This window comes from Spirosoma gilvum (assembly GCF_054776815.1).
This window is the reverse complement of sequence record NZ_BAAHBH010000001.1, coordinates 1,066,837-1,081,553: the sequence shown is the minus strand read 5'-3', so window position 1 is coordinate 1,081,553 and position 14,717 is coordinate 1,066,837. Positions and strand designations below refer to the sequence as shown.

The window sequence follows — 14,717 nt, the reverse complement described above, 5'->3', positions numbered from 1 at the left end:
ATGTCTGCGTTACCCCATGAGCCTACTAGACAAGGTCAAAAATTTATTCGGGTTTACCCCGGCAGAGCGGCAGTCGGCTGCTACGTCTTCATCGGTATCAGAAGAAGCGCCCAAGCCATCAATCCCCACCATACCAAAATCAACACCGACGGGTCCGCCACCAGCGGCTCAGCTTCGGGAACAGGTCATGCGATTCATCATCGGAAAACTTCGGGCGTATCAGAATGAGCCCGACACCGCTCCTGTGGGATTACGATTATCGGTTTTAGGCACGAACCCTGAGGATGAAGAGCTGTATCGGGTCGTTTTGTGGGCAAACCAACCGGGAAAGTTTCAGGCCGAGCTGGCTCGTCAACTGGCCGACAACTACATTACGCTTCCTAAAAACTGGCAGTTTGAGTATGCCTTTTTTACGGACACATTGCCGCACAGCACCTATCAGGAGGGGAATCTGGGATTGGTTATAGTTGATAAAGCAAAGCCCGAAAGCACCCAGCTTCTGGCCAGCGTGGTTGCCCTGGTGGGTCAGTTGGGGCAGGCAGAATACGTGCTTGATTCGGCTCAAAAGACCACATACTGTATTGGTCGGGGCCATACAACCCAAACGGCATCGGGTCGGGTTCGGGTCAATGACATTGTCATTTTAAATGACGACGATCCTGGGTTTGACCCTCAGAAAGGTTCTGGCAATGGAGCCGTTAGTCGGGCACATGCAACGATACGCTATGATCCTACACAAAGACGATACGCCTTGCTCGTTGATCCGGGCGGACTGCCTGCGGGGGGAAACAAAACGAAAATCATACACCCCAACGACACCATTGAGCGGGCCGATATTGCAGGCATGAGCTATCCACTGCAAAGCGGAGATCAGATTGAACTAGGTGGCGAGGTAACACTCCTGTTTGAACTTCTGTAGGCTTACGTTCTGGAACGTAAATGAGTCAATGAAATATTTTTTGTCCTGCTGAGGAACGAAGCATCTTCGCTAGCGTCCCACTTCTCAGTTACCGAAGATGCTTCGTTCCTCAGCAGGACAAAAACACCGATTTAAAATACTCTAAACCAGGTGTGCTTTAGTACGTAAATGCTCAGAAATAGATGTCAGTAAATCCTTATCCATGAATCCTTTTGGTGTTTAAGTAAGACGCACGTTCTTATACCACCTCGTTTCTACGTACATGAAAGTCCTTTCGCTACTTTGCCTTTTTTCCATTCTCCCGTTGTTACTGTTGGCCCAGGCCACGGAGTCGTACCCGGTTCATCCCGACACACAGCCACAGGAGGGAGTTCCCAAAGGTGAAGTTCTCAAATTTACGTTCGAGACCTCCAAAATTTTCCCAGGTACATGGCGTGAATATTGGGTATATGTGCCCGCTCAGTATCAGCCTTCGCAACCCGCCTGTGTGTATGTAAACCAAGACGGTATTCAATGGCAGGCCCCGGCCGTTTTTGATAATCTGATTCATAAGAAAGAAATGCCCGTTACCATTGGCGTGTTCGTCATGCACGGGCGCGTTAAAGCGGCTAATCCGGGTGATGCGCTGGACCGATTCAACCGGAGTTATGAGTACGATGGATTAGGCGCTAACTATGCCCGGTTCCTGCTGGACGAACTTCTACCCGACGTAGAAACCAGAAAAACGTCGGACGGGCGTGCTATTCGGCTTTCTCACGCTGGGAATGATCGCGCCATTGGCGGATCAAGTAGTGGGGCGGTCTGCGCGTTTACGGCCGCCTGGGAGCGGCCCGATGCCTTTAGCCGGGTGTTCAGTACCATTGGTACCTATGTGGGTTTACGCGGAGCCGATCACTATCACACCTTAATTCGTAAAACTGAACCAAAACCGCTTCGCATTTTTCTACAGGACGGTACCAACGATCTCAATATCTACGGCGGTGACTGGTGGATGGCCAACCAAACCATGGAGCGAGCCCTGACTTTTTCGGGCTACGACGTGCAACATATTTGGGGCGAAGGGGCTCATAACGGTAAACATGGAACGGCCATTTTCCCCGATGCCATGCGCTATCTATGGAAAGGCTGGCCCGAACCTATCAAAACGGGAAGTTCTAAGAACCAGATGCTGACCGACATTCTAGTACCAAATGAAGGCTGGCAGCTGGTTGGTGAAGTGTATCGGGCTACAGATGGACTACGTGCGAATGATAAGGGAGAGGTATTTTTTACCGATGCCCCTGCAGGAACTTCCTGGAAAATAGGCCTGGATAATCAGCTCAGTCGGATTAATGAAAAAAAAGCGCCGATCGGAATTGGAGTGAATGAGAATGCCAGGGTCCTAACCAGCAATGGGAACAGCTACATGACTACTTCGTCACCGAATGGACTGGGTGAGGTGTGGCTTATACGACCCAATGGCAAAAAGAGTAAAGTCGATACGGACATTCTTGGTGCTTCGGGAGTAGCGCTTTCTCCCGATCAAACCCTGTTGTATGTGGCGGATAAGCGCTCTCACTGGGTCTATAGTTTTTCAATCCAGCCCGACGGAATGCTGGCTAATAAGCAACAATATTACTGGCTGCATTCGCCCGACACAGCCGATGATGCGGGAGCCGATGGCCTTAAAACAGATCGCGATGGGCGGCTCTATGTGGCTACACGGATGGGGATTCAGGTGTGTGATCAGGCGGGCCGGGTCAATGCCATTCTTCCAACGCCCAACGGAAAAGTAACCAACCTCTGTTTTGGTGGCCCAAATTTCGATGTCCTTTATGCGACCTGTGGTGATAAAGTGTACAAACGCAAACTGAATAGTAAAGGAGCCAATGCGTGGGATAAGCCCAACAAGCCGACAGCTCCCCGATTGTAAATTTAGTCAGTTCACTTAGGGCATCAGCCAGCCATCGCATCATTTTAGAGCTTCTTATTTCCAGATCGATTTAGCGGTGTACAGTTTGAAGTCCCTGATCTCAATACGGTTACCCCAAAACTCAAGATTTTCTTTAGCACCTGACACTGGCTTTCTTTCCAGCGAATACGAATAGGCTCCACCATCAATGAACACCTCAATAGACGTCCGATCTACATAAATATCAGCCGTCAGCTCCATACTGGTCATAGTTTCTGGCGAGTAGAAAACGCCATTGACCAAATTGGCATTCAGGTCATAATTGAGTATCCTTTGCCCGAAAAGCGATAACCCTGCACTGGTCGCATGCGATAGTTTAAGGGTGGTTGTTAATCGAAACCGATCTAAGTCCGTAAATGATTTCAATTTTTCGTTTGCCTCGGTGGCACTTAATGACGCCCCTTGCAGTACGGGTTCAAACAACGGGGCGGTTTCTTTAATCGGTTTACTAGTCAGTCTAAGGCCGTTTTTGGTTGTTCGAAGTTGCAGCTCGGTTGGTAGCAGCATCATATTGTTGAAGGGCATCCCTGGCTGCGAAATGCGTCCCCAGCCAATTTGAATGCGCCGGGGGTCGCTTTCAGGCATATTCGCAAAGGTTTGTGCTGCATAGATACTGCCAGTGGTATAGTAATGTTTGCCCGATTCCGGCGTAAACGTTTTTCCGTCAAACGAGCCAATCATGTAGGTGGCTGAAGCGCCATACATGACCCATTTTGTCTTGCTTCTATCGCCATCTACGGGCAATTCGAACAAATCAGGGCACTCTCAGAAACCCGTTACATGGCTTTCGTATTGCCACTCCTTCAGGTTTTTTGAGGTATAAATGGAATGTCCGTCCCGCTCATTGAGTACCATCACCCAGTGGTTGCCCGGCCTGAACCAAAAGACACGCGGATCGCGGGTATCCTTACTGTTCCACTTCGCCTTCGAATCAATCAGTGGATTTTTAGCATATTTCGTCCAGGTGCGGCCTTTGTCTAAACTATACGCCATGCACTGGATTTGTTTTTCTGGACTGTCAACGGTAAAAAAAGCAATCATGGCCGATGTATTTCCCCGATTGAAACCAGCCGTATTGGCGTAGTCGATGACGGTAGACCCGGAAAACATCGTTCCGAGGCTATCGGGCGAGAGTGCCGTTGGCAATTCCTCCCAGTGAACCATATCTTTGCTGACTGCATGGCCCCACGACATATTTTCCCAATCCCGTTCGTAGGGGTTATGCTGGTAAAACAAATGGTACTCTCCCTCGTAGAAGATCATTCCATTCGGATCGTTGATCCAGCCGCGACGGGAGGAAAAATGGTATTGGGGGCGGTTTTTCTCTACATACAGCGAGTCCTGACCGGCAAGTTTATCATCCAGATACAGTTTACTCAATCCGTCTGCCTTACCATCATAGCGTATGGCTATGGTTGTCCCCTTTAGCCCAGCCATATCACAAAATACCCAGTAATCCGGTTTTTCAGCGGTTAATCGGATCTTGAATGAGCGCTCCAGTTTATCCCCGATCCAGAACTGCATGGTTCCTCTGTTTTGCGATTGAGCCACGGGCAAATTCAGGTATCGCTTCGTGATCGGTACAGAAACAGTTTGCGCCAGTAGCGATCGACTGAACAGTACGACCAACATAAAGAGGTATACGCTAGATTTCATTCGCGTTACGTGTTTATCCGTGAAGTAAGGATTGAGGGTTTTATACTTTTACAATCTACAGCCCCACAATAATGCCCAAACAGGTGATTGATGGAATTGGCTGAATAGCTCTGACAAACTCAAATCTGACTGACAAAATACGTACCTCTATGAACCGTAAAATTTTGGTCGTTACCGGCGATGGTGGCGAAAGTTACGAAACGCTCTATGCTGTCCACCGCTTTCAGGAAGAAGGCGATACAGCCGTGATTGCAGCCCCCAGCAAACGCCGACTCAACCTGGTGATGCACGATTTTGAACCCGGCTGGGATACGTACATGGAACGCCCCGGCTATTGTCTGGCTGCCGACCTCACGATCAAAGACGTAGTTGTCGACGATTACGATGCCATTTTGCTGCTGGGCGGCCGGGCCCCCGAATACCTTCGCAACCATGCCGACCTGTTGGAGATTGTCCGCCAGTTTGACCAGCAGGGCAAGTGGGTCTTTGCCATCTGCCACGGTATTCAGATTCTGGTGACGGCCGGTTTAGCCAACAAGCGAACGGTAACCGCTTATGAACATGTACGGAGCGAAATTGAAATGGGCGGTGGCACCTACTCGACCCAGCAGGCCGTCAGGGATGGAAACCTGGTAACGGCTCAGACCTGGCAATCGCACCCTGAATTTTATCGGGAAGTATTTGCCTGTCTTAACGAAACCGAACTGGTAAGCAAATAGCGAACAGGCCCCCAAACTTTCTAATTTTTAGTCGTACTCAACCTGCATGTTTTCCCGTAGACATTTTTTACTTTACTTCATTTTTCTGTTGACCTGCATTCGGCTACAGGCGCAACAGAAAAATGAGGCAAACTATGACGAGTCGAAGGTTCCACCGTATACGTTGCCCGATGTTCTGAAAACAACTAAAAATCAAACCGTTCGTACTAAGGCGGACTGGGAGAAGGTTCGACGTCCTGAAATTATCCAACTGTTTGAAGAGCAGGTGTACGGGCAAATGCCCAAGTCATTTGACCGGCTTACCTACTCCATAAAAAACGAACGGGCGAATGCGATGGCTGGCAAAGCTACCTTGAAAGAACTAGCGATTGAGGTGGTTAATCATACCCGGCCAGTGTCTATAAACCTGGTGCTGTTTATACCGAATCAACCAAAAGGACCAGTTCCCGTTTTTCTGTTGATCAACAACCGGGGCAAAGACAATACGGACCCTACCCGAGCGCATAAAAGTGAGTTCTGGCCCGCCGAAATGGTCATCGATAGTGGTTATGCAGTGGCAGCTTTTCACGTTAGCGATTTGGCCCCTGATGACACTATTCAATACACAACCGGTGTGCTACAGCTTTATCCCGAACAGTTGACCGCCCCTGACGGCATGCGGGCCATCGGTGCCTGGGCCTGGGGAGCCAGCCGAGTGCTGGATTATCTGGAAAAAGATCCTGCCATCGATGCCAAAAAGGTGGTTCTGGTGGGGCATTCGCGAGGTGGGAAAGCGTCGTTATGGGCGGCTGCCGAGGATCAGCGGTTTGCCCTGTGCGTCACAAACTGCTCGGGCAATACGGGAGCTGCCCTCGCTCGCCGACGGTTTGGCGAAACAGTTAGTCGTATCAATACCGTTTTCCCACATTGGTTTACCCCTAATTACAAAAAATACAATCATAACGAAGACCAATTACCTGTTGATCAGCATATGCTGCTGGCCGCTATTGCGCCACGACCGCTGTATGTAACCAATGCGTCGAAGGACTTGTGGGCAGACCCCATGGGAACCTACTTATCGGTAAAACAAGCCGCAAGCGTCTATGCGTTATATGGGCTTAAGCCTACCCTACCCACCCTTCCTCCCGCGATAAACCACCCCCTTATGACCTCCGTTATCGGCTACCATAACCGGGAAGGCGAACATAACTTAACGGCCTACGACTGGCGTAACTTTATCCGATTTGCTTCCATACAGTTTAAACGAAAGAGCAACTAACTCCCTCGTCTTTTTCTGCTTTTTATGCATATAGCCCTTCACCTTAGCACTCAAATTTGATCCATAAATTGAAGCACAAATGGTGGAAAGAGTCTATTTTTAGCAACATTAGCGCTAAACACCATATACTCTCGTCTTAATGCATACCCTTTTACCTTTTCTGCTCGCCATGGTAGCGGCCATCGTGTTGCTAAACATGTGGGCGAACAAACTAAAAATTGCGTATCCAATTCTGCTGGTGATTGCCGGGCTGCTGGTTAGCTTTATTCCGGGATTGCCCATGGTACGGATCAATCCCGACCTTATCTTTTTTCTGTTTCTTCCACCACTCCTGTTTGAGGCTTCCTGGACGATCTCATTCAAGGAAATGAAAAAATGGTGGCGCATCATTGGTAGTTTTGCGTTTCTGGTCGTTTTCTTCACGGCCTTGTCGGTAGCGATAGTGGCGCACCACCTCATACCTGGCTTTACCCTTGCTTTAGGCTTTCTATTGGGCGGAATCGTATCGCCACCCGATGCGGTTAGCACCGGAGCCATCACCAAATTTGTAAAAATCCCCAGGTCCACGTCGGCCATTCTGGAGGGCGAAAGCCTGCTCAACGATGCATCCTCGCTCATTGTTTTTCGATTTGCCCTGGTCGCAGTCGGTACAGGTCAGTTCATCTGGCAGCAAGCGGCTTTAAGTTTTTTCTGGATGGTCATTGGTGGTGCGGGGGTGGGTCTACTCTTGGCCTGGATCTTTGTGCAGGCCCATAAACGCCTTCCTCTCGATGCGCAATCATCCATAGCACTGACGCTCATTGAGCCGTATTTTATGTATTGGGTGGCCGAACAGCTACACTGTTCGGGGGTGCTGGCGGTGGTTAGTGGTGGCTTATATATGTCGGCCAGACGAATGGTTTTCTTAAACAGCGCCAGCCGTATTCAGGGCTTTAGCGTTTGGGAAAGTTTTGTGTTTATTCTGAACGGGGTCGTCTTTCTGATCATTGGTCTGGAGCTTCCCGAAATTGTGGAGGGATTACGGGCAAAAGGCGTTCCGTTACATACAGCTATCTTCTATGGTATACTGGTAACCGGGGTCCTGATTGCGGCCCGAATGATCAGTTCGTATGCGGCCCTGATTGCCACGCTTATTTTTCGGCCAAGTGTAGCCCCCCGATCCAGATCTCTTAGAAGTAGGTGGCTGATACCCCTCCTGCTCGGTTGGACGGGTATGCGGGGGGTGGTATCGCTGGCTGCCGCGTTGGCTATCCCCATCACGTTGGACAATGGCTCCGCGTTCCCTCAACGGAATCTGATTCTGTTTATCACGTTTGTGGTCATACTCCTTACCCTCGTCGTACAGGGACTAACGCTCCCCACTATCATAACCCGTTCGGGCGTGTTTGATAGTATTTTAGAAGATGAATCGAACGAGCTAACCCGACAACGAATGAAACAGGGGTTGAAGCAGCACGTATTCCAGCATCTGAAAACAAAATATGAAACCGAGCTGAACGGCAATGCCGGAATGGAGAAATTCCTGAAGCAATGGGAAGAACGGACCAAAGCCACTGATGATAGTTGGATGAATGGAAAGACAAAATCAATTTTTGTGGAACTACTCGAAATCCAGCGGCTATACCTTTCCGAACTCAACAAAGACCCTAGGATTGACGAAGAAATCATTCGTCAGCAGCTGTACCAGATCGATCTGGAAGAAGAGCGGTTAAAAATCATTTGATCCCTATCTTTCAGCTTAGCTCTGCCAATAGCTTACCCGATTGGCTACTTACAAGTCAACCTGTTTTCTGATGTCAGAAGCGACCTGCACTACCTGTAGCCGGCTTCCATTGTTGCCAATCAACACCCAGGTGGTTCCATCCGTTCGGCGAAGCCGGGCAATCGTTTTTGCTTCCTTGTCGGCCTTCAGACCTGCATGTTGGCTTACGTTGAACCCACCTTTTCCAGTACCTAAAAGCAATACACCCTTCGAGGCATCGCACCAGCCACCAATGGTTTCGGGCGCATACGAATTGCCAATCAGCAAAGCATCCTGATGCCCATCCTGATTGAAATCATCGACCAGAATACCGTAAACAGGAGCCAGTTGAGTTTCCAGAGGAAGTGGATGTAAACGAAACCCGGCGCCGGTATTTTCGAAGTACATCGTTCGGAAGTCTGTCGCACGCAGATGATACGCTTCTTTTAGTTCATCGTCGGTAAATGACTCCTCAAATGTCGCTTTTGAATACGACTGAAAGTCAGGGAAACGGCGTTTCATGGATGGAATTTGTGCAGTCAGCAAATCGCGCGTAGGTCGTAGCCATCGTTTCCCCTGGCTGTAATAGGTCATGATGGGGTCTATCTTGCCATTCTTATCGAAATCGGCGGCAAACACGTCCATCGGGCTTTTGGCAGATGCATTGTATTTGGTGTTGAGTCCGAGGTTTCCGGCTAGTAGATCAAGGTCGCCATCCGCATCGAAATCGGCAGCAACGAGCGTATTCCACCAGCCGGTCGGCAGGTTCTGGCCGGTTGAAGGTGATGCCTGTAGGGTATACGTCACAGCCCTTTGTTTCTCTTTTTTGGATCCTGGCTGTGTTTGTCCGTATAATACCGTCACGGGCATCCACTCGCCACAAAGCGCCAGATCCTGCACCTTATCCTTATTGAAATCGCCCCAAACCGCCGAGGTAACCAGCCCAATCTTTCCTAAGTCGGGAGCTAGCTGTTGGGTCACATCAACGAATCGACCGTTGTCATTTCTGAGTAGATAGCTTTTGACGGGCATGGGATAGCTTCCCGGTTTGAGTCGACTGCCCCGAAACAGATCGAGGTCGCCATCCTGATCGAAATCGCAGGCTACCACACAGGAGCCACTTTCCCTGATCTGGGGTAATACCTGGGCCGAACGTGTAAACTGGCCTTTTCCATTGTTTATATACAACCGATCCTGATAAGCCGCTGATAGACCATCGGCATGACTACCACCACTGACAACGTACAGATCCCGATCGCCATCGCTGTCGGCATCGAAAAATAGCGCTCCCGTATCTTCCTGATCAGCATTTTTCGGCAGTTCTGTTTTTCGGAAACGGCCATCCAGCTGTTGGAAATACACATAACTTTTCTGTCCGAAATCGGAGCCCATGAAGAAATCCTCGAGTCTATTTCCGTCGGCATCGGCAACGGCCAGGGGCGGACCGTTTTGCGAATGTTTGTGTGGCAGTAAAGGTGTGCGGGCAAAATCGTTGAACTCGCTTTCTGTATGGACGCAATCCAGACCCATATCAGCCGCTGCTACATCCCGAAATGTCGACGGCAACTCGGTTGGAGAAGACTGGTAAAGGCCAACTGGCTGATAAGCAACCTGCAAAAACTGATTCGGTTTAACCTGCCGGAGCATCTGATATTGACCGTCGTTCCAGCTAATTTTGACAGAGTCAATCAATGTGGTAGCCCCCAGCCCGAAGTGCAGATACGGCTCTACTGAGGATACGTAGCCACGGGTAGGGTTAAATTCGGCCGTCTGAATGTTGGCACCCGTATAAACGGTCACTTTCGTACCCTGCGCTGGATTTCTCGTCAAACCTATCCGCAACCAGTTATTCCGGGATTGCTCATCAACGTTCTGCCTGTCATTTCCGTTGAGGGTATTTTCATAAACAAACGCTTGGTCGTTAATGGCGTTAATCACCAGATCCAGATCTCCGTCGTTATCCAGATCAGCATAGGCGGCCCCATTTGAGAAATTGGGGGCTGTAAATCCCCACTGTTCCGATACATCCTCAAACGAGGGGACACCCTCTCCTCCCCGATTCCGATAGCAAAAATCAGGGAGCTTAACGTCGGGCAGTTCCAGCAGTTTTTTATAGGCTTTGGCATTTTTCTGCTGCATATCACCAAAACCACCAGCGTGTAAATCGGCCAGATAAGCCGTAAAATCCAGGTTCGTCACATCGCGACGATACCCATTGGTAATGAGCAGATCACGGTAACCGTCATTGTCAAAATCGGCGAATAACGGAGCCCAGCTCCAGTCCGTTTTGTCTACTCCGGCAAGTTGGGAGATGTCGGAGAAAGAAGGCGTGCAGGCGGAAGGGAGCACAGCCGAACGAGCAGACAACCGGGAGCCCGGACGTTTATTTTCATCTTTTCTGCCTTCTTCCTTAACGCCCCTGTTCAACTGCAACGTGTTCCGCATGTACTGTGGCTCGTACCCCATTTGAACGTCCATTCGGAAACGATCATAGTTATACCCTGGCAACATCATTTTTTGCCGCTCGTTGGTATTGGGCAGCATATCGACTACCATAATATCGGGTAGCTGGTCGTTGTTGATGTCGGCAATGTCGACGCCCATGGCGTTGTGGGTCTGGTGTTTGAGGTACTCTGCCGCCCGGTTCGTAAACGTACCATCGTGGTTGTTCACCCAAATCAGATCGTTCGACAGGAAATCATTGGCACAATAGATATCTTCCCAACCATCGCCATTCAGATCAGCAATGGCAATCCCCAGGCCATACCCTTCCGTTAAAATGCCTGCTTCGTGCGTAACATTTTTAAAGGGCGGAAAAGCGAACGAGCGAAAGAGTGAGTCCTGGTGGGTCGCCCGTTCTACCTGCATGTTCCGATAAAGTCGGTCATTGCTGGCCGCTTCACCGTGCGTCTGTTTTGGGCGCAGGGCGTTGCGGTTATAGCGATCCAGGGCATTGGTTAACACATATGCATCCAGGTCGCCGTCGTGGTCGTAGTCAAAAAAGGCGGTCTGAGTGCTGTAACCCATGTCGTCCAGGCCGTATTCGTGGGCCTGTTCGCGGAAGATAACGGGCTTACCTTTTTCCTGAGTATGGTTGATAAAGAGCAGGTTAGCCCGTTTTATCGTGTCTTTATCGTACCCGGCCACGCTGACATAAATATCCTGCCAGCCATCCTGATTGATGTCGGCAACTGTAACGCCAGTACACCAGGTGTGGGTGTTAACCCCGGCCGATTCCGTTACGTCGGTAAACTGAAGGGGCTGCCCTGGGCGTTGGCTGTTATTGAGGTATAATCGACAGGAAACCTGATTGCCCGTAAAAAAGACATCCTGTAAGCCATCGTTATTAAAATCACCAATGCCTACGCCCCCACCGTTGTAAAGATATTCGAACCGCAGAATATATACCGAGTCCGATTCGTCGATCCGGTTGTTGAAGGCAATACCAGTCTGTGTGGCAGGCAGTCGTCGAAACAGCGTTGGCTCCGATCGGTTGTGACCCACCGCCCAGACCAGCGAGGCCGCAAACGGTATCAGTACGAGCAAAATTCGTTGCATAAACCGGAACAGGTTAGGGTTTACAGGGAGCCACGTTTGATAAACTGCATCGGAATCCGAACCCGCTGCTTCTCATTGTGATCGATGATACGAGCCAGATTCTTACCGACAACCGACACATCGGTTTTAATGACCGAAATACCCCCCCCGACAACGGCTTTGTAGCGAGCATCGTTGAAAGAAACCAGGCCAATATCCTGCCCCAGCACCAGCCGTTTCTGAGCGGCTTCCTGAATCAGGCTGATCAGGTCATCATCATCTACCAGCAGATACGCAGCCCCTTTCTGGAGGGGAATTTCATCGACCGCATCCAGTACCTGACCATCGATCTGGTGCTGCTCCGTAAAGTTCAGGAAAGCGCTGTACCAGTCGGCGGGTACGTATTCGTTGTCGGAGGTTACAAAATTCAGGGTATGGTATTTCTGAAGCAGGGCCACATTCTGCTCCAGAACCATTCGCAGTTGATCGCCACCGCTGAAACGAATTGTAGCGCAGTTGCGACCCAGACTGTTGGTCGAGCCATCTAACAAGATGAGTCGCTCGGCCGGAATTTTCTTCAATACGTCTGTCAAATCACCCATATCGGCCAGGTGATGCGGCATCAGCACAAAGTAATGGTAATTACCCGCCTGCTTTTCGAGGCCATCCAGCAGATACTCACGCTGGTAATCGTAGACATAAATATCGACTTTGTAGGCCTTACCCAACTGCTCGCTGACCGACTTAAATAAGGCTCGGTTCGTTTCGCTGATAGCCCCTGTCAGAAACAACACCCGCTTAATGAATTTACCCTCAGAAACGTAAAAGCCTTTCCGGTAAAGCGAGGTAATATGACCGCTTTTGAGCAGGTTACAGTACGCCTTTTCGACTGTAGCGCGGGCCAGGTAATACTCGGCACTGGTTTCATTAATCGATGGCAGTCGGTCGCCGGGTTTAAAAACGCCCGCTTCAATCTGCGCGATGATGCCATTTACAATCTGTAAGAATTTGGGCGTTTTACCATTTTCGTCAACGTGCAAAAAGCGTTGATGGCTCACTACAGTTCCCCCAAGCATATTCGTTTCTGGTTAGTGTTGAGTCACATCCAGCCTAATCCTACTACCATTAGCAGTATGAGCAGTAGCATGATCAGGGCCTCGAACAGGTAGGTTTGCTGTAAGCTACCCGTTTTGAAGGATTGCCTGAGTCTACGGCTCATGTGTCGAATAAACCGGGCAGGAATCATAGGCTGAATACCGAATCGAAAGTAGCGCGAGACACTGGGAGCCGCTTGGACGATTTGTGCAAATTATTGGACAATACGCACACAAGCCTTTCAAAATGAGATTTTTACAAAAATAGCCCAGCGACAAAGTAGCTGAGCTATCGATATGTAAACCTAGAATGCAAGATTGCTGTCCTCGTTAGTAACCCGGATTCTGTTTAACATTCGGGTTGAGGTTGGTTTCAATATCCGGTATGGGATAGAACAGGTGTTTGTTTACGTCGAAGGTCACATCATTACGGGCCGAACTCCAGTTCCAGGAGGCCAGGTTGATTTTACCCGCCATATGCCAACGGCGCAGATCGAACCAGCGAGAACCCTCTTCGCCAGCCAGCTCCCGCAGCCGTTCCGTTTGTATCCAGTCGAAAATTTTAGCTTTGTCGGTTTCGGTCGTCGCCAAATTGGCGGGGATTGTGCCCCCTTTCACCATCTCACGGGCACGGGTTCGTACCTGATTGATCAGACCGATGGCGTCGGCGGTTGAGCCACCCGACTCCAGGGTTGCCTCAGCTTTCAGCAACAGAATGTCGGCATAGCGGAGAATACGCGGATTATTAACCGAGGCCACACCTGACTGCGATTTCTGGTCGCCCGTTTGCCAATACTTCAGAAAATACAGATTGGCCGGGTCGAATGTCGATTTGATACGAGGATCGCCGGGTTCAAAGGCATTCGCCAGCTTTTGCGTAGCCGTAAATCGGGCCTGTCCGCCCAACTGAGAAGAGCCTTCGTACCATCCCCAGAAGGTCGATGTAGAACCAACCCCATTTCGCTGAAAATCGTTGGAAAGCCACACATTGTCGAAGTCGGGTTGCGATGCCTGAAACTCAAAGAGCGATTCGGCGTTATTTTCAGTTTTCACGTCGAAATTGTCATTGAAATTGGGCACCAGGCTTACGCCCGTAATTTTATTAAAGGCGGCAATGGCGGCAGTGTAATCGGCGGCTGCTTTCTTGGCCGACGCTCGGAAGATGAGCGCTTTGCCCAGCATCCCATTGGCCGAACTACTGGTTACCCGTCCGCGATTGGCGGCATCCCAGGAAGCGGGCAGTAACGTAGCCGCTTCGGTCAGGTCTTTGATGGCCTGGTCGAGTAGTTCGGTATCTTTCGAGCTGGAGGGAGTGATCTTGTCGGGCGTCTGAATCCGTTCGGTAATCAGCGGAGAGGTCCCGTAGTAATTCCAGAGCAGGAAATTGGTGTACCCACGCAGAAAAAGCGTTTCACCCCGCAGCCAGTTTTTAAAGTTGGCCGTTTTTATAATCCCCTGCTCCTGATCTAATTTCTGCAAGGCCGTATTGGCCCGGCTAATAAGCTGATAGGCAACCCGATAGAACACCTGATTATTGGCAGTCGATGGCTGTAGCGTACCGAAGATTTCGAAAGCATAGGTTCCAGTCGAGGTAATATCATCGCCGGGGAGTTGCCAGAATCCGTGGATGGGCGAGCCACCATTATACCAGTACCAGTCGGTCAGTTTGGCGTACACACCCAATACTGTTTTGTTGAAGTCAGACTCCTCCGTAAAATACGACGCTTCGGTTGGGGTAAGCGGTTGCAGATCGAGGTTTTTCTCACTGCAACTGGCGTAAAAGAGGGTCGTAAAAATGACCGTCAGGACAATAATAATCGAATATCGTTTCATGATCAGGGG

General features: G+C 50.0%; 8 protein-coding genes and 1 pseudogene. 5 read left to right on the top strand and 4 right to left on the bottom strand.

The features are described 5' to 3' along the window. Positions 1-16 precede the first annotated feature (16 nt). Positions 17-919, top strand: coding sequence for an FHA domain-containing protein (locus ACYVFD_RS04310; protein WP_461088522.1), 903 nt, complete (start codon positions 17-19; stop codon positions 917-919). A gap of 262 nt (positions 920-1,181) precedes the next feature. Then, on the top strand, positions 1,182-2,831 hold the full coding sequence (locus ACYVFD_RS04305) for an SMP-30/gluconolactonase/LRE family protein (protein ID WP_461088521.1): 1,650 nt from the start codon (positions 1,182-1,184) through the stop codon (positions 2,829-2,831). A gap of 54 nt (positions 2,832-2,885) precedes the next feature. On the opposite strand, the pseudogene ACYVFD_RS04300 reads toward ACYVFD_RS04305, so the two are convergent. After that, positions 2,886-4,307 (bottom strand): annotated as a pseudogene (locus tag ACYVFD_RS04300) (glycoside hydrolase family 32 protein). A gap of 368 nt (positions 4,308-4,675) precedes the next feature. Between ACYVFD_RS04300 and ACYVFD_RS04295 the strand changes: the two are divergent. The 3 genes from ACYVFD_RS04295 to ACYVFD_RS04285 all read left to right on the top strand — a co-directional run bounded on the left by ACYVFD_RS04295 (position 4,676) and on the right by ACYVFD_RS04285 (position 8,226). Beyond that, positions 4,676-5,245 carry a DJ-1/PfpI family protein gene (locus ACYVFD_RS04295; RefSeq protein ID WP_461088520.1) on the top strand — a complete coding sequence of 190 codons (570 nt, stop codon included), beginning with the start codon at positions 4,676-4,678 and terminating at the stop codon, positions 5,243-5,245. Positions 5,246-5,291: 46 nt separating this feature from the next. Further along, entirely contained in the window at positions 5,292-6,503 is a 1,212-nt protein-coding gene (locus ACYVFD_RS04290; RefSeq protein WP_461088519.1) for a dienelactone hydrolase family protein, read from the top strand. A gap of 139 nt (positions 6,504-6,642) precedes the next feature. Further along, entirely contained in the window at positions 6,643-8,226 is a 1,584-nt protein-coding gene (locus tag ACYVFD_RS04285; protein ID WP_461088518.1) for a Na+/H+ antiporter, read from the top strand. Positions 8,227-8,274: 48 nt separating this feature from the next. Here ACYVFD_RS04285 and ACYVFD_RS04280 read toward each other — a convergent pair whose 3' ends face one another. The 3 genes from ACYVFD_RS04280 to ACYVFD_RS04270 all read right to left on the bottom strand — a co-directional run bounded on the left by ACYVFD_RS04280 (position 8,275) and on the right by ACYVFD_RS04270 (position 14,708). Continuing rightward, entirely contained in the window at positions 8,275-11,802 is a 3,528-nt protein-coding gene (locus ACYVFD_RS04280) for a VCBS repeat-containing protein (protein ID WP_461088517.1), read from the bottom strand. Between the two features lie 20 nt (positions 11,803-11,822). Beyond that, positions 11,823-12,857, bottom strand: a complete 1,035-nt coding sequence (locus ACYVFD_RS04275; protein WP_461088516.1) for a GntR family transcriptional regulator — start codon at positions 12,855-12,857, stop codon at positions 11,823-11,825. 348 nt (positions 12,858-13,205) lie between these two features. Further along, positions 13,206-14,708, bottom strand: coding sequence for a RagB/SusD family nutrient uptake outer membrane protein (locus tag ACYVFD_RS04270; protein ID WP_461088515.1), 1,503 nt, complete (start codon positions 14,706-14,708; stop codon positions 13,206-13,208). Positions 14,709-14,717 lie beyond the last annotated feature (9 nt).